The sequence below is a fragment of the Priestia sp. ST2 genome (assembly GCF_055810735.1).
In genome coordinates this window covers 252,966-274,167 of the sequence record NZ_JBVVNT010000005.1, presented here as the reverse complement: position 1 = coordinate 274,167, position 21,202 = coordinate 252,966, and the positions used below count along the sequence as shown (strand labels likewise).

Genomic DNA, 21,202 nt, shown 5'->3' with positions numbered 1-21,202 from the left:
TTATTCGGCTAATGAACCTAATGCTTTTTCGTTGCGGTCATACATGCGCTGCAGCTGCGTCTCAAACAGCTCTTGTTCGGTAGCATTTAAAGGCATATTTATAAGAGAAGAGCTCATGCTATTCAGTGTTTGCAATAAAAGCAGCATGACATCAGATACAGTTAACTCAATCTGTAATAGTTCAGATAGAGAAGCCATTGTGTGAGGCTCGATATCTGGGTATGAAAATTTAGTTTCCGTGTTTTGGAGACCTTTTTTGTAAAACTCTTGAATAAGAGAAGCACGTTTAGAACCGCTTCCTTTAACGCATAAGTAAATTTGTACAGCTACTCCGCCGCGAACGCGTCGCTGTGAAATGCCCGCAAACTTTTGATTGCGAATGCTTAAATCAAAGCTGCCGGGACAATAAGAGCCTACGATTTCCTTCGCTTCAATTGCTGTCCCGTAAGATGCAAACATGACCTTAATCAAATCAAACATGGCTTCATATCCACGATCAATATCAATTCCTTTTTCTGCATCAGGAAAAATTAAAGAAATGTTTAGAACATCCTGATCAAGTACGACAGCGAGGCCGCCTGAATTGCGGACGATTGTTTTATATCCCTGTTCATGTAAATAAGCTGCACCTTCAGCTAAATGAGGTAGCTTTGTATCTTGGATGCCTAATACAATCGTATCGTGATGCACCCAAGAGCGCATGACAGCTGGAGATTCACCTCTTCCAACGGTTGTACAAAGCGTGTCATCGATGGCAAAAGAATGACGGGCATCAAAATGAGGACCTAGACTGGATTGATCAATAATACGCCAAGCGGGCTGTGCTAAAAGCTTTAAACTATTCTGCTGCATATCTCAAACCCCTTTATAAACAGTAAACGAACATATTATAGCATAAAGGCGTCGTGTCATTGGCTGTAAAATAGAAAAAGAAGAAAGAAGAGCCAAGTTTGACATCCCTCTTTCTTCGTTCATGTAGCTTATTCAGCCATTTTCTCAAGATTTCCGTTACGATCCATTTTAAATGTAGTAGAAGAACGTTCTTCTTCATCGAATAGAGCTAACTTTCGCGCACGGTTCATGATTTGCATTAATGTTTCATAGTCTTCTTGAATAGTAGTAGCATTTGCCTCGAGATGTTTGATTTGTTTTTCCAACTCTGTGTTTTTCTTAGCTAATTCTGTATTTTCTTGCATCAAGCGTTTGTTTTCGCTTTGCAATGCCTGTAAATTGCTCGCTTGATTTGGCATTGTTTGCAAAAAGCGAATAACGTCAGCCATTGAAAGCTCCTCACTGCTGCTTTTTTCTACTTGTGTTTCAGATAAGCTATATGTTGCTGTAGGTGCAGACATCATTTTTTCCACATGCTCTACAGATGCTGGTGGCGTATATAATAATTTCTTTTTGCCTTGCTCTTGTCCAAGTGCACGCATGCGCTGTTTTCGCTGTTTTTTGGCTAGCTGAAGTGCTTTTTCATACTGATGGCGTACCACAGCATTCCATCTGAATCCACATGCTGCTGAAGTGCGATTTAATTCATCTCCCACTTCTTCAAACGCATTCAGCTGCGTACTTCCTTCGCGGACATGGCGCAGTACTGTTTCAGCTAATAATAAGTCGTTTTCTTCTGTCCAAGCATCTTGTCTATCTTTCACTTTGTTCACTCCTCTATTTTCCATGACTCATAGTAATCATGTTTTGTAGTATCATCATGTACAAAAAATCCATACTTTATACCATTTCTTCTAGGAGTATGATAGATTTTGCTTCCTTCTTTAACTTGCATCGGACTTCAAATAGGGGTAAAATACCCCTTAGACAAAATGATGAACCAATTTTGAAAGGATTGTGTCAACATGGCAAATGAATTTAGAATTTGTGATGATTGTCAGGCAACAAACGTCAAAACGTTGTTACCTCGACTTAAAAAAATAGATGAACAAGCTGAAGTACAAATCGGCTGCCAGTCTTACTGTGGGCCCGGACGTAAAAAGTCATTTGCATTTGTAAACAACCGTCCTGTAGCAGCGCCAACAGAGGATGAATTAATCGAGAAGATTGAGAAAAAAGTAAAAAAATAGATAGTGAAACAATAAATAGCTGCTTTTCTGCTACTTATTTGTCGAACGAGCTTCTTACAAACAGAATCGCCTTGTTTGTTAGGTAAATCACCTTGGTTGCTTGACAAGGTGATTTTTTATTCTGAATAGGAAAATAGGAAGTGAGTGTCGAAAAATTATAGCAACAACAAAGTGAAGATAGAGAGGTATGTAAATGACATATCCTAATGAAAAACTCAGTGAAGAAAAAGTATTTAAAGATCCTGTTCACCGCTATATCCATGTAAGAGATCGTGTTATTTGGGAGCTAATTGGGACAGCCGAATTTCAAAGGCTGCGTCGCATTAGACAGCTAGGAACGACATACTTAACGTTTCATGGGGCTGAGCACAGCCGTTTTAGTCATTCCTTAGGTGTTTATGAAATTGTGCGCCGTATTATTGATGACGGTTTTCAAGGACGCCCTGAATGGAATGAAGATGAGCGTCTTCTTTGTCTTTGTGCTGCTTTACTGCACGATTTAGGTCACGGTCCGTTTTCCCATTCGTTTGAGAAGGTTTTCCACTTAGACCATGAAGAATTTACACAAGCTATTATCGTAGGTGACACAGAGGTAAATCGAGTGTTAACGAAAGTAGGAAAGGATTTTCCTAAAAAAGTGGCTGAAGTAATTGCGAAAACATATGAAAATAAGCTTGTCGTTAGTTTGATTTCCAGTCAAATTGATGCAGATCGCATGGATTATTTGCAGCGTGATGCGTATTACACAGGAGTAAGCTACGGTCACTTTGATATGGAACGAATTCTGCGCGTGATGCGTCCTAGGGAAGACCAAGCCGTGATTAAACACAGCGGTATGCATGCGGTTGAAGATTATATTATGAGCCGCTATCAAATGTACTGGCAAGTGTATTTTCATCCTGTTACGAGAAGTGCTGAAGTGATTTTGACAAAAATTTTACATCGTGCAAAAGAGCTCCATCATCATTACTATGAGTTCAAGCAGGAGCCAACTCATTTTTATTCGATTTTTGAAGAGGAAATATCGCTAAAAGAGTATTTGAAATTAGATGAATCTGTTATTTTATTTTATTTTCAAGCGTGGGAAGAAGAAGAGGATGAAATTTTATCTGATCTATGCCGAAGATTTATGAATCGTCAGCTTTTTAAATACATTGAGTTTAATCCGAATTCACAAATGAAGATGTGGATGGAGCTTACAACATTATTTAAAAAAGCGGGTATTAACCCAGATTATTATTTAGTCGTCGATTCTTCAAGCGACTTACCATACGATTTTTATCGACCGGGTGAAGAGGAAGAACGTTTGCCGATTCATCTGTTGATGCCAAATAATGAAGTGCGTGAATTATCACGTCAGTCGGAGATTGTTGAAGCAATTTCAGGGAAAAAGAGAACCGATCATAAATTATATTTTCCACAAGATCTCATTGATCAATTGTCGTCTAAGCGAAAAGTTAAAGATCAGATTATAAACTTACTAAAAGGAGATCAGAGTTAAATAGTATAGGAGTTGAAGGGGCTGTGTTAAACGATCACGCAAAGATTGTGAAAGTATTTTCCGCGGCGGGAGAAGTTGTTGGCAGAAAAAAGTTACAAAAGATGATATTTATCGGAAAAAAGCTGAAGTTTCCTTTTTATGAAAAGTATAATTTTCACTTTTTTGGACCTTATTCTGAAGAATTAACGCTTCGAATTGAAGAGCTATGTAACTTAGGATTTTTAAGTGAAATTAAAGAGAAAAAAGGCGGGTATATGCAGTATCGCTACGTATTAACAGAAGCGGGGGAAGGGTTTTTAAGCCACTATGACTTAGAACTTCCTCACTTGCAGGAATGTATGAAGGATATGAACGAACAAAGCTCTAAATTTTTGGAGCTTGTCTCTACGATTTTATATTTCGATAATTTACCGAAAGAAGAAGTAAAAGAAAAAGTGTTTACGCTAAAGCGTAAGCAAAACTATACAGAAGAAGACATTTCAGAAGCATACAAATATATTGAAAAACTTCAGGCAACGCTGTCTGTCCATTAAAAAAATGCCATAGGTTCACTCCTATGGCATTTTTTTTATGTAGAGGTTACTGATCGCTCATGCGCTTGCCCGCTACAGCGTAATGGTTTTTAGACATTTCTTCGATGATAATAGATACTTTTTCAGGTGCTGCACCTGTTGTTTCCACAACAGCATCCGTTACTTTTTCAACAAGAGCTCTTTTTTGATCATCTGTACGGCCCTCAAGCATTTTAACAGTTACAACTGGCATAATGTGTACACTCCTTTTTGATCATTATATGATTAGTGTACCCGTTTTCTGAATAAAATGACAGTATGAGATAGTGATGGAGGACATAATCTGTAGTATACTTTTATAATAACATCGATATAAAAAAACAGGTGTGCCTAAAGGAGGCCCATCGCTGGTCTTTGAGAACTTTTAGGGCATATTTGGAAAAAATTGTATCCTTTTTACCGCAAAAAAAGATTCATCTAGTAGATGTGATAGGTAGAAATTATTTTAAAATAAAGGAGATAAAGAGTGGAACATTTTTTAGCTTTTGCATTGCAAGACCTTCCTTACGTGGTAATGACTCTTATTGTTGCATTCACGCTGCATGAGTTTGCACATGCGTATGTAGCTTATTTATTTGGAGACCACACGGCTAAAAAGCAAGGAAGGCTAACGCTTTCTCCGCTGGCTCATTTAGATCCATTTGGAACGCTTTTGTTAATCATCGCAGGTTTTGGGTGGGCGAAGCCGGTTCCTGTTAATCGCTATTTCTTTAAAAAGCCTCGTTTAGCTGGTATTCTAGTATCGATAGCGGGACCGTTTAGTAACTTGGTGTTGGCATTTATCGGCTTGCTTATTTATTATTTGATGAATAACGCCGCAGTGGACAACGATGCGCTTTATCGTTTTGTTACATTATTTATTCAAATAAACCTAACGCTAGGTGTATTTAACTTGTTGCCTTTTCCGCCTTTAGACGGCTACCGCGTGATTGAAGACCTCGTTCCGCCGTCCACGCGAGCCAAGATGACGCAGTATGAGTCTTGGGGCATTTTTGTATTTTTAATTCTTGTGATTACACCTCTGGATCGAATTGTGATCTGGCCGCTTCTAAACGGAGCAGCAACGTTTGTTATGAATATCTTTCAGCAGATATTAGCACCACTGATTTAATGAATAGAGGAGGCTTACTATGACTCAGCCAAAAAAGAAAAGTATAGGATTTAATATCATAAAAGACGATTCAACCGACGGCCACGGCGGTTACGGTGTTGGAGCGTTAAGTTTAGAAAACATCTCACCCGTTTTTGTTTGTCCGAGCGACGAAGAAGTATTTGTAGATATCGGTGCGATGCATGCAAGAAGTGTAGTGGAAAAAGGAATTAAGTTCTTACCGAATAAAGACGAGGTGCCAAACGGCAAGTTATATTGGCTTGTGTGGGTAACGATTGATCGCAAGCAAGAAGGACCTTACTACGCAGGTATGACAGCATGCGAAATGACCGTTGATCGTGAAATTCGCCGCGGCTATAAGTCACTTCCTGAACACGTGAACAAAATGGATAAATCCTTAAAACGACGCATTATGGTAGAAGAAATGGATAACAAGTCTAAGGATTTGCTTCGTGAGTTTTTGAAGTCTCATAATGAAGAAGTTTGGACGTTATCTAATGATGACTTAAAAGAAGCGCTTCAAACATCGTAATGCCAAAAAAAGCTTAAGGCCTTGGCCTTAAGCTTTTTTTTAATCAAACCATTTGGGTAACCAGTGAAACTTTTTATCTTCTTTTTCACGCTCTTTTTTCTTCGTTTTTGCTGCATGATCGATGTGATCAGTACAATATGTTTTTGGCTGTGTTCCAGTTAAATAATAAGCTTTATATTGAACAGGGCATGATTTGGATGCTAACTTTCCATTTTGAGGATTAATGTTTACGCTCATTAATCCGTTTGGTGCTTTAAACTTTTCTTTTTTCTTCCCTTTTAATGCCTCTTCCATAAATAATGCCCACATTTTTTTGGCGTATCCTTTTTCAGCTACATCATCCATTGTTCTTCCTTGATCATATCCAACCCAAACGCCTGAAACGAGCTGCGGAGAGTAGCCAATCATCCAGCTGTCCGTAGAGGTTGTGCCGGATTTTCCCGCGTAAGGACGAGATACATATTTAGAAATAGGCTTTCCTGTGACGGTTGTATAGCCATTTAGCTTTTGATTAAACATGCCTGTCATTAAATGGGTAGTAAGAAAAGCATAGCGCTTATCAATGACTTGTTTCTGTTCGGAAGGAGCTTGATAAACAACTTCTCCGTCATGGGTTTCAATTCGTTTAATAAATGTTGGACGAATTTCTTTTCCGCCATTAGCAAAGATGCCGTACGCATTAACCATATCAATAACTTTCACAGGCGAAGTTCCAAGAGCTAAAGATGGAACTTTCTTTAAAGGTGATGATATTCCAAGTGTTTTAGCAGTTTCAATTAAGCGGTTTTCCCCAATGAACAAATGCGTTTTTACGGCATAAATATTATCTGAAAGTGCGATGGCTTGGGCCATTGTAATAGGAGCATCCGCATAATAATTGTGATAGTTGCTAGGCGTATATGTCGAAACGCCATCTTCCAATTTGAACGTCGTTTCTTCACTTTTCATTGGAGTAGATTCAGTAAAACCATCTTTTAACGCCGCATAGTATAAAAATGGCTTCATCGTTGAACCAGGCTGTCTTATTGCTTGAGTCGCGCGATTAAACGGGCTCTTTTCATAATCTCTTCCACCAATAAGAGCTTTCACTTGTCCATTTTTAGGATTCATCGCAACAAATGCACTTTGTACGTCTGAAGAGCTGCTGATAACATCCTTCATTTTTTCTTCGGCCGTTCGCTGCATCTTTTCATCCAGCGTTGTATAAACGCGAAGTCCATTTGTATAAATCATGGTTTCATCAATGCCTAAATCTTGCTTTAATTCTGCTAGCGCTGCATCCATAAAGTAAGAAGCATCTTCTTTATTAGGATCTTTTTCAGCAGGCTTTGCGAATGCTAGAGGTGTTACAAGCGCTTTTGTTGCTTGCTTAGCTGTAATAATTCCATCCTCTTTCATGAGAGATAAAATGATATTTTGTCGTTTTTTTGCATTTTCTTGATGAATAAGAGGAGAGTAGTAGCTAGGGCCTTTTGGAATACCTGCTAACATACTCGCTTCACTTAACGTCAAATTTTTGGCATGCTTATCAAAATACAACCTAGCTGCCGCTTCAATTCCATAAGCTCCATGGCCGTAGTAAATCGTATTCATGTAGCCTTCTAGAATTTCATCTTTGCTATAATTCATTTCTAACCGAATTGTATACAGAGCTTCTTGAAGCTTTCGAGTCCACGTTTTGTCGTGCTCTAGAAACAAGTTTCGTGCATACTGCTGAGTAATGGTACTCGCACCCTGTACTTTTCCCATAGCTTTTATATCAGCTACAATTGCTCCGGCGATTCGATGCATATCAAAGCCGTGATGCTCATAGAAGCGCTTATCTTCAACGGCTAAAGTCGCATCTTTTACGTAAGGTGAAATTTGATTAAGTGAAACCCAGTAGCGCTTTTGTCCATTGTGAACTTCATCAAGAACTTTACCGTTTGCTGAGTAGAAAACAGCTGTTTGAGAAACGTTTAGCGGAGGGGGGCCAGAGATTTTGGCGTAGAGAAAGATGCTTATGTAGGCAAACAACAATAAAGCCCCCGCTAATATACCAAGGACGAGAAGAATTCGGAAGATGCGTCTTGCCTTTTTTAAATGTTCGGTTAATACCGTTTCCATTTCTATTCACCACCAATATGTGTCACTATGCACCATGCATGTTGTTTTCAATACAACAAAATTCTATTAAAAGAGCGGTGCAAGTAGATTCTAAAGCTTGTATCTATCATCAGTATGAAATAGAAAAGGAGGTTTTAAACCTCCATTGCTAAAAATTTTACTTGCTTTTTTGCTGAATTCATCTATACTTTTTTCATGTTTGTATAAATTATGTTAGGGTAATCTATGCATAGGTTAATTCTCAAAATAGAAGGGAAGAGTTTGAAATGGAATTATGGTTCACAGAAAAGCAAACAAAGAACTTTGGTATTACAGCTAAAATTAATCGTACTTTACATACAGAGCAAACGGAGTTTCAAAAATTAGACATGGTTGAAACAGAAGAGTTTGGTAACATGCTCCTACTTGACGGTATGGTTATGACAACGGAAAAAGATGAGTTCGTTTATCATGAAATGGTTGCGCATGTACCGTTATTTACGCATCCAAATCCAGAAAACGTACTAGTTGTAGGTGGAGGAGACGGAGGCGTAATCCGTGAAATCTTAAAACACCCAAGCGTAAAAAAAGCGACGTTAGTTGATATCGATGGAAAAGTTATTGAGTACTCAAAAAAATTCTTACCTTCAATTGCGGGCAAACTAGAAGATCCTCGTGTTGATGTACAAGTAGATGACGGATTTATGCACATCGCTAAAAGCGAGAACGAATACGATGTCATTTTAGTGGATTCAACAGAGCCAGTAGGTCCAGCTGTGAATTTATTTACAAAAGGATTCTATGCAGGTATCTCAAAAGCACTTAAAGAAGATGGTATCTTTGTTGCTCAATCGGACAACCCTTGGTTTACGCCAGAACTTATCTCAAATGTTCAGCGTGACGTAAGAGAAATCTTCCCGATTACACGTCTATACGTAGCAAATATTCCGACGTACCCAAGCGGTTTATGGACATTTACAATGGGTTCAAAGAAACATGATCCATTAGAAGTAAGTGAAGATCGTTTCTTCGATATTGATACAAAGTATTACACAAAAGAATTGCACAAAGCCGCATTTGCTTTACCTAAATTTGTGCAAGATCTTATTAAATAAGTTATCACATACAAGTGAGGTGCCAGAGATTTAAGACTGGCATCTTTTCTATGAATAATGAAGGAGGAACAAAATATGCGTTTTGATGAAGCTTATTCAGGTAATGTATTTATCGGCAGTCACCCTGTTTTTGAAGAAAGTGAAGCGGTTCTTTATGGAATGCCAATGGACTGGACAGTTAGCTATCGTCCAGGTTCACGATTTGGCCCAACTCGTATTCGTGAAGTATCAATTGGATTAGAAGAATACAGCCCGTATTTAGATCGAGAGCTAGAGGAAGTAAAATATTTTGATGCAGGAGATATTCCACTTCCATTTGGGAATCCTCAGCGCAGCTTAAATATGATTGAAGAGTATATCGACCAGCTTTTAGCAGCAGACAAGTTCCCATTAGGTATGGGCGGAGAGCATTTGGTTTCTTGGCCTGTTATGAAAGCTATGTATAAAAAATACCCGGATTTGGCCATTATCCATATGGATGCTCATACAGACCTTCGTGAAGAGTATGAAGGAGAACCACTTTCTCATTCCACTCCGATTCGTAAAGTTGCAGAACTAATCGGACCGGAGAATGTTTATTCATTTGGTATTCGTTCAGGAATGAAAGAAGAATTTCAATGGGCAAAAGAAAACGGCATGCACATTTCAAAATTTGAAGTTCTAGAGCCGTTAAAAGAGATTCTACCAACACTTGCAGGTCGTCCTGTTTATGTAACAATTGATATCGATGTATTAGATCCAGCGCACGCTCCTGGTACAGGAACAGTAGATGCAGGCGGTATCACATCAAAAGAGCTTTTAGCTTCTATTCACGCAATTGCTAAATCAGATCTTCGCATTGTCGGAGGAGATTTAGTAGAAGTAGCTCCAATTTATGATCCGTCTGAACAAACCGCTAATACAGCAAGCAAGCTTATTCGCGAAATGATCTTAGGCTGGGTACAAAAGAAATAAATAAAGTAAAAGGCGGCCGCTGTGGCTGCCTTTTTTATTTGGAATATGTGAATGCGTCACGTACTGTAAAAAGGTGAATTCTCGGCGTATCTATCATATTTCCTTTGAAGTATTATTGAATTCTTTCTTTAGAATGTTTATACTATTTAAGTTATAACGTATTCATTTTAATAAGGAAGTGTCTTTTGTGAGTAACGCTTCAGAAGTCAAGAAACCCATTGAAGTTAAAATTGTGACGGATATCCGCGATGGTCACCGAAAAGAGACAACATCGGTAAATACAAAAGGTATGTATTATGAAAAAGGATCTAAAATTTATCTTACATACACAGAGCGCCAAGAGGAAATCGGAGATATTAGAACAATGGTGAAAATTAGCGAAGATGAAGTATCAATTAATCGAACCGGTGCTGTTCAAATGAAGCAATCGTTTCGTAAAAAGGTACAGATCGAAGGAACTTATATAAGCCCTTATGGACGTATGGATTTACTAACATTCGCTCATAACATTGAATATAAACAAATGACTCAAAAGGGTCGATTATTTTTAACGTATGATCTAGAAGTACAGGGTCAGCCTACCGGGAAATATGCGTTAACCATTACATTCAAGGAGGAGAAAAAATGAACATCGTCGAACAAGTGCAGCAAAAATTAAAAGCTGAAATTCAAGATGCTGTGGTCAAAGCAGGACTTGCTGAAAAAGCAGAACTTCCAGAAGTTCTATTAGAAACCCCAAAAGATAAAACACATGGTGATTATTCTACCAATATGGCTATGCAGCTAGCTCGTATTGCCAAAAAAGCACCGCGTGTTATCGCTGAAGAGCTTGTAGCAAACTTCGATAAATCAAAAGCATCTATCGAGAAAATTGACATTGCAGGCCCTGGATTCATCAACTTTTATATGAATAACTCTTATTTAACAGAGCTTATTCCAACGATTGTAAAAGCTGGTGAAGCGTATGGTCAAACAAACGTAGGGAACGGACAAAAAGTACAGGTTGAGTTTGTTTCAGCTAATCCGACAGGGGATTTACATTTAGGACATGCCCGAGGTGCTGCAGTTGGAGACTCATTATGTAATGTTCTTGAAAAAGCAGGTTACGATGTGTCACGTGAATACTATATCAATGATGCTGGTAACCAAATTAATAACCTGGCTTATTCAGTAGAAGCACGCTACATGCAGGCTCTTGGTTTAGAGAAAGAAATGCCTGCAGACGGCTATCATGGTGCTGACATTATAAACATCGGAAAAGAGCTAGCAAAAGAGCACGGAGACAAGTATGTAAATGCCTCTGAAGAAGAGCGTTTTGAATTCTTCCGTCAATACGGGTTAGATTACGAGTTAGCTAAATTAAAGCGTGATCTTGAACAGTTCCGTGTGAAATTTGACGTATGGTATTCTGAAACGTCTCTTTATAAAAATGATAAAATCTCAGTTGCACTTGAAACGCTGAAAAAACAAGGCCATGTATATGAAGAAGAAGGTGCTACGTGGTTCCGTTCTACGACATTTGGTGATGATAAAGACCGTGTGTTAATTAAAAATGATGGTTCATTTACGTACTTAACACCAGATATTGCGTATCACCAAGACAAAATTCAACGTGGATTTGATAAGCTAATTAACATTTGGGGAGCCGACCACCATGGATATATTCCTCGTATGAAAGCGGCGATTCAAGCGCTTGGTTATGAAAAAGATACGCTTGAAGTAGAAATCATTCAAATGGTTCAACTGTATCAAAATGGCGAAAAAATGAAGATGAGCAAACGTACAGGTAAAGCAGTAACAATGCGTGATCTAGTAGAAGAGGTAGGCCTTGATGCAACTCGCTACTTCTTTGCGATGAGAAGTGCGGATACACATTTAGACTTTGATTTAGATTTAGCTGTTTCTCAATCTAATGAAAATCCTGTATACTACGCGCAATATGCTCATGCCCGTATTTGCAGTATTCTTCGTCAAGGTGAAGAGATGGGGATTCAATCAACATCTGGCGCTGACCTTTCATTAATTAGTGCAGAAAAAGAAATGGAACTACTGAAGAAAATCGGAGAGTTCCCTCAGGCCGTAGCGGAAGCAGCAACAAAACGTATTCCGCACCGCATTACAAACTATGTATTTGATCTTGCTTCTACGTTCCATAGCTTCTATAATGCAGAAAAAGTATTAGACAGCGATAATGTAGAAACAAGTAAAGCGCGTATTGAACTAGTGAAAGCTGTTCAAGTAACGCTTCAAAACTCCTTAAAACTAATTGGTGTTTCAGCACCTGAAAAAATGTAACAAAAAAAAGAGCCTCTTGGCTCTTTTTTATTTAAAAAACAAGCGTGGCACCTCCTGTACGCTTTACTCCTCTCATTGATGCTAAATCTTCCACTAATTTTAGCAGCGCTTTATCTTTTAACTTTGCTTCTATCATTACGTCAAAATCTTGTCCAATATCTTTAGCCATTTGCAAAAAAGGTGCGATAAAATCAGTTGAGACATAATCAGAGTGACTTCTAAATTCTTTTTCAGATTTAGGAGAAGAGATATGTACTTTTGGTTTTAACCCGATATGTTTCCACGTGTCAAAGATACGAGGGAGCAATAATGCGAGAGGTTCTTCTCCTTCATTTGCTTTGTGGTGGTGATAATCAAAGAGGAGAGGGACTTTCTCTTTTTCGCATACAGCTAATGTTTCTTCAGTTGTGTATGTTTTATCATCATTTTCAAGAGTCATGCGCTTTTTAATGACAGGTGGCAGCGTTTGAATGTTTTCATGAAATCGACCGATCGCTTTTTCTTTATTGCCATAGGCTCCACCTACGTGAATATTAATAAGAGCTTGATCGGCCACTCCCATCGCTTCAAGCATTCTATAGTGATAATTCATATCTTTTACCGCATTTTCTGTAATATGTTTTTTGTCGCTTGTAAATAATGTGAACTGATTGGGGTGAAAACTCACGCGCAGCTGATGATTCCGAATCAATTCTCCTATCTCTGACCAATCGTCTTGGAACGCATCAATGTAATTCCAATCTACTTCAGGATGAGTAGCTAAAGGGACAAGAGAAGATGATAATCGATACAGCATAATTTCATGGGCAATATTAAAATGTAAAGCGCGCTTAGTATGATTTAAATTTTGTTTTGTGACGTAATGAAGCTTATCCAGCCTCTCATCTTTTTTCATTTTTTCCCATCTGGTAAACGTGAGGGTTTTCGCAGGTGAGCAGTCCCAAAGCGACAGGGCATGTGATACATAGCCAAATCTAATTTTCATTATAAATTTTCCTCTTTTCGTTCATTAAAGCAACGGAGAAATAAAGGTTGCAAATCCTTGCTTTAGTTTTTCACTCCATTTTCGGTTTTTGACATCTTCTAAAGACAAAATGGGGCATTCCCCCATACAAGCTTTAAAGCTGTTCTTTACCTCTTCAATGTATATGGCATCGTAGATTAAACAGTTGATTTCAGCGTTTAAGAACAAGCTTCTTTTATCAAAATTAGCCGTTCCTACATCGCAGATAACATTGTCTGCAATTAATACTTTTGCGTGGTAAAAACCGTAATAATATTGATAAATCATACAGCCTGCTTGAAGTAATGTAGGAAGATAGGCAAATGCAGCATGATGAACAAGCGGTTGATCTGCACGCATTGGAATCAAAATATGAACTTGTACTCCCCGTGCACGAGCTTGCAGTAAAGCATTCATCAAAGGTTCACTTGGAATAAAATAAGGAGTACCTATGTACAATTCCCTATTGGCTTGGTTGATAATCGATAAAAAGCTTTCTTCAAGTGAAAAACCTTCAGTTGACTGTAGCTGAATAACATAGTCTCCTTCAGAGGTTGGTGGAAAGTATCTTTCCACTTTACGCAGGTCTATGCCGGTAGCAGCATACCAGTCGTTTAACAGCTGCATTTGAAGATCTTGGATACCTTCACCTTCCATACGCAGGTGGTAATCTTTCCACACCCCAAGCTTGGCGTCGAGTCCTAAATATTCTCTTCCGATATTAAAGCCGCCAATGTAGCCAACTTTCCCATCAATAACGGCCATTTTACGGTGATTGCGTGCGTTGAGTGTATAAAACAAATAAGGCCACCGTAGCGTTCGACTGTAAGCAAAATGAACACCTTGTTTCTTTAAGAATGCAATTTTGTTTTTCTTGATTTTATAGCTTCCCACACGGTCTACCAATAACCGGACTTCAATATTTTGCTGTGCTTTTTGGACTAGTAAATCTAAAAAATCTTGACTAATTTCATCATTTTGTACGATGTAAAACGATAAATGGATAAACGAAGAGGCATTTTCTATTTCTTGAAATAAATCTTTATACAAGACATTCCCGTCTGCGAACAAAAAAAGAGAAGCACGGCGCTTTGGAAAAGTATTTTCAGCCTGAGAAAATACTTTCTTTCCAACGCCAAGGTCAATTGCAAGCCAAGCAATAAAAATAATAAAAAGTAAAATTACAACCATGCCGCTCATCATGTCACCTCTTTTCCCGATGTAAATACATTTTATGTTGTTCTTAGTGTCACCTTGTTTAAATAGAATATGAACAAAAGAACGAAAAGATATTGACTGAATGCTCATTCATTATATACAATGAAAACAGATATATTATCAGAAAATTTAGTCGTCAGGAGGAAAGAAAGGTAACAAACTATTCAAGGAGGGGACGAGATGACAGGGTTGCTGTGGGTGAATTTTCTCTTTTTTATTATTGTAACCGCTTACGCTGTTTCTTTGTTTGTATATTTAATTCGCACACGCATTGAGTATATTCAATTAGGGAAAAAAGTTGAATTTGATCAGCGGTTAAAAGAAAGACTGCAAAAAATTTGGGTGAACGTGTTTGGACAAAAGAAGCTGTTAAAAGATAAAAAAAGTGGAATTATGCACGTCATGTTTTTTTATGGGTTTATTTTAGTTCAGTTCGGCGCGTTAGACTTCATTATAAAAGGTTTGCTTCCAGGTAAACATTTGCCGCTTGGACCTTTATATCCCGGTTTTACATTTTTTCAAGAAATGGTGACGTTTTTGATTTTAGTAGCAGTTGTCTGGGCTTTTCACCGTCGCTACGTAGAAAAGCTTGTGCGTTTAAAAAGAGGGTTTAAATCTGGTTTAGTACTGATTTTTATTGGAGCACTTATGCTGTCAGTGCTTGTCGGAAACGGTATGTCAATCATCTGGCATAATCATGAAACGTCATGGACAGAACCGATTGCGTCATCGATTGCGATCTTGTTTAAGGGAATCAATGATATTGCCGCTATCTCCATTTTTTATGTTTCATGGTGGATCCACTTAGCCGTATTATTGACGTTTTTAGTATATGTTCCTCAATCAAAACATGCTCATTTACTGGCTGGACCGGCTAATGTATTTTTTAACCGTGTTTCTAAGCCAGGTAAGCTTGAAAAGATTGATTTTGAAGACGAGACCCAGGAGACGTTTGGGGTTGGAAAGATTGAAGAATTCACGCAGCATCAGCTTATTGATTTATATGCCTGTGTGGAATGCGGTCGATGTACGAATATGTGTCCGGCAACGGGTACAGGGAAAATTTTATCTCCAATGGATTTAATTTTAAAGATGCGCGATCACTTAACAGAAAAAGGAGCGGTTGTGACATCTAAGGCACCTTGGGTTCCTACGTATGCATTCTCCAAAACAAAAGGAAATCAGCTGGCGATGATGGCGGCCGGCCAAGGGGGAGCAGAGGCTGCAGCAACAGCGGAATATAATCCCGCTTTAATCGGAGATGTCATTACGGAAGAAGAAATTTGGGCATGTACAACGTGCCGAAACTGTGAAGATCAATGTCCCGTAATGAACGAACATGTAGATAAAATCATAGATTTACGACGTTTTTTAGTATTAACTGAAGGAAAGATGGACGCGGATGCTCAGCGTGCCATGACGAATATTGAACGTCAGGGAAACCCTTGGGGATTAAACCGAAAAGAGCGTGAAGAATGGCGACATGTAAGAGAAGATGTTCACATTCAGACTGTTAAAGAAGTAAGTAAAGCCGGTGAAACGTTTGAGTATTTGTTCTGGGTAGGTTCGATGGGATCTTATGATAACCGCAGCCAAAAAATCGCTCTATCGTTTGCAAAGCTTCTCAATGAAGCGGGTGTTTCATTTGCGATTTTAGGAAATAAAGAAAAAAATTCTGGTGATACGCCGCGCAGGTTGGGTAATGAATTTTTATTCCAAGAGTTAGCTTCTAAAAACATCGCTGAATTTGAAAAAAATGAAATCAAAAAAATTGTTACGATTGATCCACATGCTTACAATATCTTCAAAAATGAATATCCAGATTTCGGTTTTGAAGGAGAAGTGTATCATCACACAGAATTATTAGCTATGTTGGTGAAAGAAGGTAAGCTGTCACCAAAACATGCGGTTAATGAAAAAATTACCTTTCATGATTCCTGTTATTTAGGAAGATATAACGAAGTATACAGTCCACCAAGAGAAATTTTGAAAGCGATTCCAGGTGTTCGTTTGATTGAAATGGATCGCAACCGTGAAAATGGTATGTGCTGTGGAGCAGGAGGAGGATTAATGTGGACGGAAGAAACGACCGGCCAGCGCATTAATGTAGCACGCACGGAACAAGCCTTGGCCGTTAACCCAAGCATTATCAGTTCAGGTTGCCCATACTGCTTAACGATGCTAAGTGACGGAACAAAAGCAAAAGAAGTAGAAGAAAAGGTTCATACGTATGACGTAGCAGAACTGCTTGAAAAGTCAATTTATGGCGACGTGCAAGAACAGGTTTCATAAAGGAGAAGTAGAGATGGTCTTCATCTCTACTTTTTACAGAAAGGAAATTGAGCAAGCGTTCAATCGGCGAGGACAAAGAGGAAGAAAAAGGAGGAAACAATAGTGGGGAAAACAGTTATTGTGAGTGCAGTTCGAACACCTTTTGGAAAATTAGGTGGCATTGTAAGTGGACTAAAAGCGGCAGAACTAGGCGGGAAAGCGATTCAAGCAGCTTCAAAGGGACGTACAGAAATTGATTCCGTTATTATGGGGTGCGTGCTGCAGGGGGGCCAAGGACAGCTGCCTTCTAGGCAAGCCATGCACTATGCAGGTTTACCGTGGCAAGTAGAGACAGAAACCATTAATAAAGTTTGTGCGTCGGGCATGCGCAGCATTACAACTGCTGATCAGCTGATTCGATTAGGAGAAGCAAAAACAATCATTGCAGGTGGAATGGAATCGATGAGTAACGCGCCGTATCTTCTTCCAAAAGCAAGGTGGGGGTTCCGTATGGGAGATAGCGTTGTGACGGATTTGATGGTTCATGACGGTTTGACATGCAGCTTTACAGGGGTTCAAATGGGTACGTATGGAAATGAAATCGCTTCTGAAATGAATATTTCCCGAGAAAAGCAGGATGAATGGGCCCTTCGCAGTCATCAATTGGCGGTAGAGTCAGAAGAGAAAGGGAGATGGACTGCAGAAAGAATTTCAGTTGATATTCCGTCTAAAAAAGGAACGATAACGGTTCAAAAAGATGAAGGACCAAGAAAAGATACGTCGTTAGAAAAACTCTTGTCTCTTCGGCCTGTATTTGGTCACAGCGGAACTATTACAGCAGGAAATGCACCTAGCGTGAATGACGGAGCAGCTGCGCTCATGCTAATGGATGAAGATGTGGCAAAAGCAAATGGCTATGAGCCGTTGGCTACGATTGTAAACCATACTTCTCTTGCGATGGAGCCAAGGGAATTTCCGAAAACGCCTGGGTTTGCTATTAACAAGCTACTGCAAAAAACAAATAAGACAGTAGACGATATTGCGCTGTTTGAAATCAATGAAGCTTTTTCAGCGGTAGCGTTGATGAGTATGGAAATTGCAGGGCTTCCGGCTGAAAAAGTAAATGTGAACGGCGGGGCTGTAGCACTTGGACATCCGATTGGAGCAAGCGGCGCCCGTATTGTTGTAACGCTCATTCATGAATTAAGACGACGAGGCGGCGGACTAGGCATTGCTTCTATTTGCAGCGGCGGCGGCCAAGGTGATGCCATCATGGTAGAAGTGTAAAAGGGGGATACCAACTTGAATATTGAAACAGTTATGGTTATTGGAGCAGGTCAGATGGGAGCAGGCATTGCGCAAGTATTTGCTGCGAGCGGATATCAAGTTTCTTTGTATGACGTTGATCAAAAAAATACACAAAAAGGAATAGAAGGTATTGATAAACGTCTGAAAAAGCAGGTGGGAAAAGGTTCTCTCTCAGCTAAGGAACATGAAGGGATTATGGAGCGCATTCAGCTGGCAAATGAAATAACGGCAGCACAAAAAGCAGATTTAATCGTCGAAGCGGTTGTGGAAAAGATGGAAGTCAAACAAGCCATTTTTGCGGAGTTGGATTCGTTAGCCCCGAGTCATACTATTTTAGCAACCAACACGTCTTCGCTTCCTATTACTGAAATTGCAGCTGTGACCACTCGACCTGAAAAAGTAATTGGCATGCACTTTATGAATCCTGTTCCGGTGATGAAACTCGTTGAAATTATTAGAGGGCTGGCTACTACCGATGAAGTGTATCAAGCAGTCTATGAAACAACGAAAAAATTAAATAAAACCCCGGTGGAAGTTCATGATTTTCCAGGGTTTGTTTCAAATCGAATTTTAATGCCAATGATTAACGAAGCTGTGTTTGCGCTCTATGAAGGGGTAGCAAGCGAAGAGGATATTGATCAAGTGATGAAACTAGGAATGAACCATCCAATGGGACCTTTGACATTAGCAGATTTCATCGGCCTCGATACATGTTTATTTATTATGGAAACGCTTCATAAAGGATTTGGTGACGACAAATATCGTCCTTGTCCATTGCTTAGGAAATATGTAAAGGCAGGGTGGCTTGGTCGAAAAACAGGAAAAGGATTTTTTACGTACGAAACATAAAGGAGTGGCGAAATGATCTTTTTTACGTCTGAACAACACATGATTAAAAAGATGGTAGCTGATTTTAGTGAAAAAGAAGTCGCTGCGGCTGTGCCAAACATGGAAAAGGGTGAATTTCCTCGAGGTTTATTAAAGCAGATGGCTGATCTGGGCCTGATGGGCATTCCCGTTCCTCAAGTATACGGAGGGGGCGGACTGGACTTTGTGTCGTACATGATTGCCATCCACGAAATATCAAAAATAAGTCCAGCCCTCGGCGTCATTCTCTCTGTTCATACTTCTGTAGGTACAAATCCTATTGTCGTATTTGGGACGGAAGATCAAAAACAAAAATATGTAAAAAAACTGGCGACAGGTGAATATTTAGGTGCTTTTTGTTTAACAGAACCTAGTGCAGGGTCTGATGCTGCAAGCTTAAAAACAAAGGCAGAACGAAAAGGAGACCACTATCTTTTAAATGGCTCAAAGCTTTTCATTACAAACGGCGGCGAGGCGGATACGTATATTGTATTTGCTAAAACGAACCCCGAACGCGGGTCGAGAGGGATGAGCGCTTTTATCGTTGAAAAGACGATGGAAGGATTTTCAGTAGGAAAAGATGAACATAAGATGGGTCTTCACGGTTCTCGAACGGTTCAACTGCACTTTGAAAATGTGCAGGTGCCTGTAGAAAATCGTCTCGGAGAAGAAGGTGAAGGCTTTCGAATTGCGATGGCTAATTTAAATGCCGGAAGAATTGGTATTGCTGCTCAGGCGGTAGGAATTGCTGAAGGTGCCTTAACGGCAGCTAAAAACTATGCAAATGAACGATATCAATTCGGAAAACCGATTTTATCTCAGCAGGGTATTGCCTTTAAGCTGGCTGATATGGAAACGGCTGTTGAATCAGCGAAGCTTTTAATGTATAGAGCGGCTTTTTTATATGATCAAAAACTTCCTTGTAAAAAAGAAGCCTCAATGGCGAAATTGTTTGCTTCCCAAACAGCGATGAATGTAGCAATCGATGCGATTCAAGTTTTGGGAGGCTATGGTTATATGAAAGATTATCCAGTAGAGAGGTATTTTCGCGATGCCAAAGTATGCGAAATCTACGAAGGTACAAGCGAAATTCAGCGCATCGTCATTAGCAGTCAATTATAGGGGGAATAATCATGTTTTTTAAACTTTCAGAAGAACACGAAATGATTCGAAAAATGGTGCGGGACTTTGCCAAAAACGAAGTGGCTCCGACAGCTGCACAACGAGATGAAGAAGAACGTTTTGACAGAGGAATCTTTACGCAAATGGCTGATCTAGGATTAACAGGTATTCCATGGCCGGAGCAATACGGAGGAATTGGCAGTGACTATCTAGCTTATTGCATTGCTGTTGAAGAACTGTCTAGAGTATGTGCATCAACAGGCGTTACTTTGTCGGCTCATACTTCTCTTGCCGGCTGGCCAATCTATACATTCGGAACAGAAGAACAAAAACAAAAATACCTGAAACCTATGGCAACGGGTGAGAAAATAGGTGCTTATGGGTTAACCGAACCGAGTGCTGGATCAGACGCAGGAGGAATGAGAACGCTCGCTGTAAAAGACGGAGAAGATTATATTTTAAATGGTTCTAAAATCTTTATTACAAACGGCGGCGAAGCGGATATTTACGTCGTATTTGCTCGCATCGATCCCAATGAAAAACGCACGAGCGCTTTTATTATTGAAAAAGATATGCCGGGATTTTCAGTTGGTAAAAAAGAAAAGAAACTGGGCATTCGCTCTTCACCTACCACAGAAATTATTTTCGAAGACTGCCGTGTTCCAAAAGAAAATTTGCTGGGAAATGAAGGAGAAGGATTTAAAGTTGCGATGATGACACTAGATGGCGGCCGAAATGGCATTGCAGCGCAGGCTGTAGGAATTGCTCAAGGGGCGTTAGATGCGGCCGTAGCTTATGCCAAGGAACGTCAGCAATTTGGTAAGCCAATTATTTCTCAGCAAGGAATTGCGTTTAAGTTAGCCGACATGGCCACGAGTATAGAAGCTGCAAGACTGTTAACCTATCAAGCTGCTTGGTTGGAGTCCCAAGGGCTGCCATATGGCAAAGAATCAGCCATGTCAAAATTATATGCTGGGGATACAGCAATGAAAGTAACGACAGAAGCTGTTCAAGTATTTGGAGGATACGGTTATACAAAAGATTATCCAGTAGAACGTTTTATGAGAGATGCAAAAATCACGCAAATTTATGAAGGCACACAAGAGATTCAGCGTCTCGTCATTTCTAGGTATCTTGCTAAATAAAAAACTTGTTGTAGGAGAGGTG

At 39.4% G+C, this 21,202-nt stretch carries 20 protein-coding genes; 14 read left to right on the top strand and 6 right to left on the bottom strand.

The annotated features are described in order from the left end of the window. Together lipL and AC0KUU_RS22810 are read right to left on the bottom strand one after the other, a co-directional pair. On the bottom strand, nucleotides 1-852 hold the full coding sequence (gene lipL, locus AC0KUU_RS22815) for an octanoyl-[GcvH]:protein N-octanoyltransferase (protein WP_043977522.1): 852 nt from the start codon (nucleotides 850-852) through the stop codon (nucleotides 1-3). A 128-nt stretch (nucleotides 853-980) separates the two neighbouring features. Further along, nucleotides 981-1,655 carry an RsfA family transcriptional regulator gene (locus AC0KUU_RS22810; protein WP_043977519.1) on the bottom strand — a complete coding sequence of 225 codons (675 nt, stop codon included), beginning with the start codon at nucleotides 1,653-1,655 and terminating at the stop codon, nucleotides 981-983. 201 nt (nucleotides 1,656-1,856) lie between these two features. On the opposite strand from AC0KUU_RS22810, the gene AC0KUU_RS22805 reads away from it, so the two are divergent. From AC0KUU_RS22805 to AC0KUU_RS22795, 3 genes are all read left to right on the top strand, one after another. After that, nucleotides 1,857-2,081: a YuzB family protein gene (locus AC0KUU_RS22805; RefSeq protein WP_013059850.1), complete on the top strand. Its 225-nt coding sequence runs from the start codon at nucleotides 1,857-1,859 to the stop codon at nucleotides 2,079-2,081. 193 nt (nucleotides 2,082-2,274) lie between these two features. Then, nucleotides 2,275-3,582, top strand: coding sequence for an HD domain-containing protein (locus tag AC0KUU_RS22800; RefSeq protein WP_043977517.1), 1,308 nt, complete (start codon nucleotides 2,275-2,277; stop codon nucleotides 3,580-3,582). A 23-nt stretch (nucleotides 3,583-3,605) separates the two neighbouring features. Continuing rightward, the gene (locus AC0KUU_RS22795; protein WP_013059848.1) at nucleotides 3,606-4,115 is read left to right on the top strand and encodes a YwgA family protein; all 510 of its coding nucleotides are present in this window, start codon (nucleotides 3,606-3,608) and stop codon (nucleotides 4,113-4,115) included. Nucleotides 4,116-4,161: 46 nt separating this feature from the next. Here AC0KUU_RS22795 and AC0KUU_RS22790 read toward each other — a convergent pair whose 3' ends face one another. Further along, on the bottom strand, nucleotides 4,162-4,347 hold the full coding sequence (locus AC0KUU_RS22790) for a 2-hydroxymuconate tautomerase (protein WP_013059847.1): 186 nt from the start codon (nucleotides 4,345-4,347) through the stop codon (nucleotides 4,162-4,164). Between the two features lie 273 nt (nucleotides 4,348-4,620). On the opposite strand from AC0KUU_RS22790, the gene AC0KUU_RS22785 reads away from it, so the two are divergent. Next, nucleotides 4,621-5,265, top strand: a complete 645-nt coding sequence (locus AC0KUU_RS22785; RefSeq protein WP_043977515.1) for a site-2 protease family protein — start codon at nucleotides 4,621-4,623, stop codon at nucleotides 5,263-5,265. 19 nt (nucleotides 5,266-5,284) lie between these two features. Continuing rightward, nucleotides 5,285-5,797, top strand: coding sequence for a YwhD family protein (locus AC0KUU_RS22780; protein ID WP_025752469.1), 513 nt, complete (start codon nucleotides 5,285-5,287; stop codon nucleotides 5,795-5,797). A gap of 39 nt (nucleotides 5,798-5,836) precedes the next feature. Here AC0KUU_RS22780 and AC0KUU_RS22775 read toward each other — a convergent pair whose 3' ends face one another. Beyond that, nucleotides 5,837-7,903: a transglycosylase domain-containing protein gene (locus AC0KUU_RS22775; RefSeq protein ID WP_237075085.1), complete on the bottom strand. Its 2,067-nt coding sequence runs from the start codon at nucleotides 7,901-7,903 to the stop codon at nucleotides 5,837-5,839. A 266-nt stretch (nucleotides 7,904-8,169) separates the two neighbouring features. Here AC0KUU_RS22775 and speE point away from each other — a divergent pair, with 266 nt between their 5' ends. The 4 genes from speE to argS all read left to right on the top strand — a co-directional run bounded on the left by speE (nucleotide 8,170) and on the right by argS (nucleotide 12,246). Beyond that, the gene (speE, locus tag AC0KUU_RS22770) at nucleotides 8,170-8,997 is read left to right on the top strand and encodes a spermidine synthase (RefSeq protein ID WP_013059843.1); all 828 of its coding nucleotides are present in this window, start codon (nucleotides 8,170-8,172) and stop codon (nucleotides 8,995-8,997) included. A 75-nt stretch (nucleotides 8,998-9,072) separates the two neighbouring features. After that, entirely contained in the window at nucleotides 9,073-9,951 is an 879-nt protein-coding gene (gene speB / locus AC0KUU_RS22765; RefSeq protein WP_013059842.1) for an agmatinase, read from the top strand. 187 nt (nucleotides 9,952-10,138) lie between these two features. Continuing rightward, nucleotides 10,139-10,579 (top strand): YwiB family protein, encoded by a 441-nt coding sequence (locus tag AC0KUU_RS22760; protein WP_237075084.1) that lies wholly within the window; start codon nucleotides 10,139-10,141, stop codon nucleotides 10,577-10,579. Continuing rightward, the gene (gene argS / locus AC0KUU_RS22755) at nucleotides 10,576-12,246 is read left to right on the top strand and encodes an arginine--tRNA ligase (RefSeq protein ID WP_014457737.1); all 1,671 of its coding nucleotides are present in this window, start codon (nucleotides 10,576-10,578) and stop codon (nucleotides 12,244-12,246) included. The genes AC0KUU_RS22760 and argS overlap by 4 nt, the downstream gene beginning before the upstream one ends. A 31-nt stretch (nucleotides 12,247-12,277) precedes the next feature. Here argS and uvsE read toward each other — a convergent pair whose 3' ends face one another. Both uvsE and cls read right to left on the bottom strand, forming a co-directional pair. Further along, on the bottom strand, nucleotides 12,278-13,231 hold the full coding sequence (gene uvsE / locus AC0KUU_RS22750; protein WP_043977511.1) for a UV DNA damage repair endonuclease UvsE: 954 nt from the start codon (nucleotides 13,229-13,231) through the stop codon (nucleotides 12,278-12,280). A 24-nt stretch (nucleotides 13,232-13,255) separates the two neighbouring features. After that, entirely contained in the window at nucleotides 13,256-14,452 is a 1,197-nt protein-coding gene (gene cls / locus AC0KUU_RS22745; RefSeq protein WP_241771337.1) for a cardiolipin synthase, read from the bottom strand. A 195-nt stretch (nucleotides 14,453-14,647) separates the two neighbouring features. Here cls and AC0KUU_RS22740 point away from each other — a divergent pair, with 195 nt between their 5' ends. The 5 genes from AC0KUU_RS22740 (at nucleotide 14,648) to AC0KUU_RS22720 (ending at nucleotide 21,180) form a co-directional block, all read left to right on the top strand. Beyond that, nucleotides 14,648-16,759 carry a (Fe-S)-binding protein gene (locus AC0KUU_RS22740; RefSeq protein ID WP_237075081.1) on the top strand — a complete coding sequence of 704 codons (2,112 nt, stop codon included), beginning with the start codon at nucleotides 14,648-14,650 and terminating at the stop codon, nucleotides 16,757-16,759. 102 nt (nucleotides 16,760-16,861) lie between these two features. Further along, nucleotides 16,862-18,025: an acetyl-CoA C-acetyltransferase gene (locus tag AC0KUU_RS22735; RefSeq protein WP_043977507.1), complete on the top strand. Its 1,164-nt coding sequence runs from the start codon at nucleotides 16,862-16,864 to the stop codon at nucleotides 18,023-18,025. A 15-nt stretch (nucleotides 18,026-18,040) separates the two neighbouring features. Further along, nucleotides 18,041-18,895: a 3-hydroxybutyryl-CoA dehydrogenase gene (locus AC0KUU_RS22730; protein ID WP_043977505.1), complete on the top strand. Its 855-nt coding sequence runs from the start codon at nucleotides 18,041-18,043 to the stop codon at nucleotides 18,893-18,895. A 12-nt stretch (nucleotides 18,896-18,907) separates the two neighbouring features. Further along, nucleotides 18,908-20,035, top strand: coding sequence for an acyl-CoA dehydrogenase (locus tag AC0KUU_RS22725; protein WP_162215101.1), 1,128 nt, complete (start codon nucleotides 18,908-18,910; stop codon nucleotides 20,033-20,035). 11 nt (nucleotides 20,036-20,046) lie between these two features. Further along, nucleotides 20,047-21,180, top strand: a complete 1,134-nt coding sequence (locus AC0KUU_RS22720; RefSeq protein ID WP_013059833.1) for an acyl-CoA dehydrogenase — start codon at nucleotides 20,047-20,049, stop codon at nucleotides 21,178-21,180. The last annotated feature ends 22 nt before the right edge of the window (nucleotides 21,181-21,202 follow it).

Coding starts and splice junctions, on each gene's coding strand:
- uvsE (WP_043977511.1), bottom strand. CDS start 13,231: ATGAAAATTAGATTTGGCTATGTATCACATGCCCTGTCGCTTTGGGAC.
- argS (WP_014457737.1), top strand. CDS start 10,576: ATGAACATCGTCGAACAAGTGCAGCAAAAATTAAAAGCTGAAATTCAA.
- AC0KUU_RS22790 (WP_013059847.1), bottom strand. CDS start 4,347: ATGCCAGTTGTAACTGTTAAAATGCTTGAGGGCCGTACAGATGATCAA.
- AC0KUU_RS22780 (WP_025752469.1), top strand. CDS start 5,285: ATGACTCAGCCAAAAAAGAAAAGTATAGGATTTAATATCATAAAAGAC.
- cls (WP_241771337.1), bottom strand. CDS start 14,452: ATGATGAGCGGCATGGTTGTAATTTTACTTTTTATTATTTTTATTGCT.
- speB (WP_013059842.1), top strand. CDS start 9,073: ATGCGTTTTGATGAAGCTTATTCAGGTAATGTATTTATCGGCAGTCAC.
- lipL (WP_043977522.1), bottom strand. CDS start 852: ATGCAGCAGAATAGTTTAAAGCTTTTAGCACAGCCCGCTTGGCGTATT.
- AC0KUU_RS22740 (WP_237075081.1), top strand. CDS start 14,648: ATGACAGGGTTGCTGTGGGTGAATTTTCTCTTTTTTATTATTGTAACC.
- AC0KUU_RS22720 (WP_013059833.1), top strand. CDS start 20,047: ATGTTTTTTAAACTTTCAGAAGAACACGAAATGATTCGAAAAATGGTG.
- AC0KUU_RS22775 (WP_237075085.1), bottom strand. CDS start 7,903: ATGGAAACGGTATTAACCGAACATTTAAAAAAGGCAAGACGCATCTTC.
- speE (WP_013059843.1), top strand. CDS start 8,170: ATGGAATTATGGTTCACAGAAAAGCAAACAAAGAACTTTGGTATTACA.
- AC0KUU_RS22725 (WP_162215101.1), top strand. CDS start 18,908: ATGATCTTTTTTACGTCTGAACAACACATGATTAAAAAGATGGTAGCT.
- AC0KUU_RS22800 (WP_043977517.1), top strand. CDS start 2,275: ATGACATATCCTAATGAAAAACTCAGTGAAGAAAAAGTATTTAAAGAT.
- AC0KUU_RS22805 (WP_013059850.1), top strand. CDS start 1,857: ATGGCAAATGAATTTAGAATTTGTGATGATTGTCAGGCAACAAACGTC.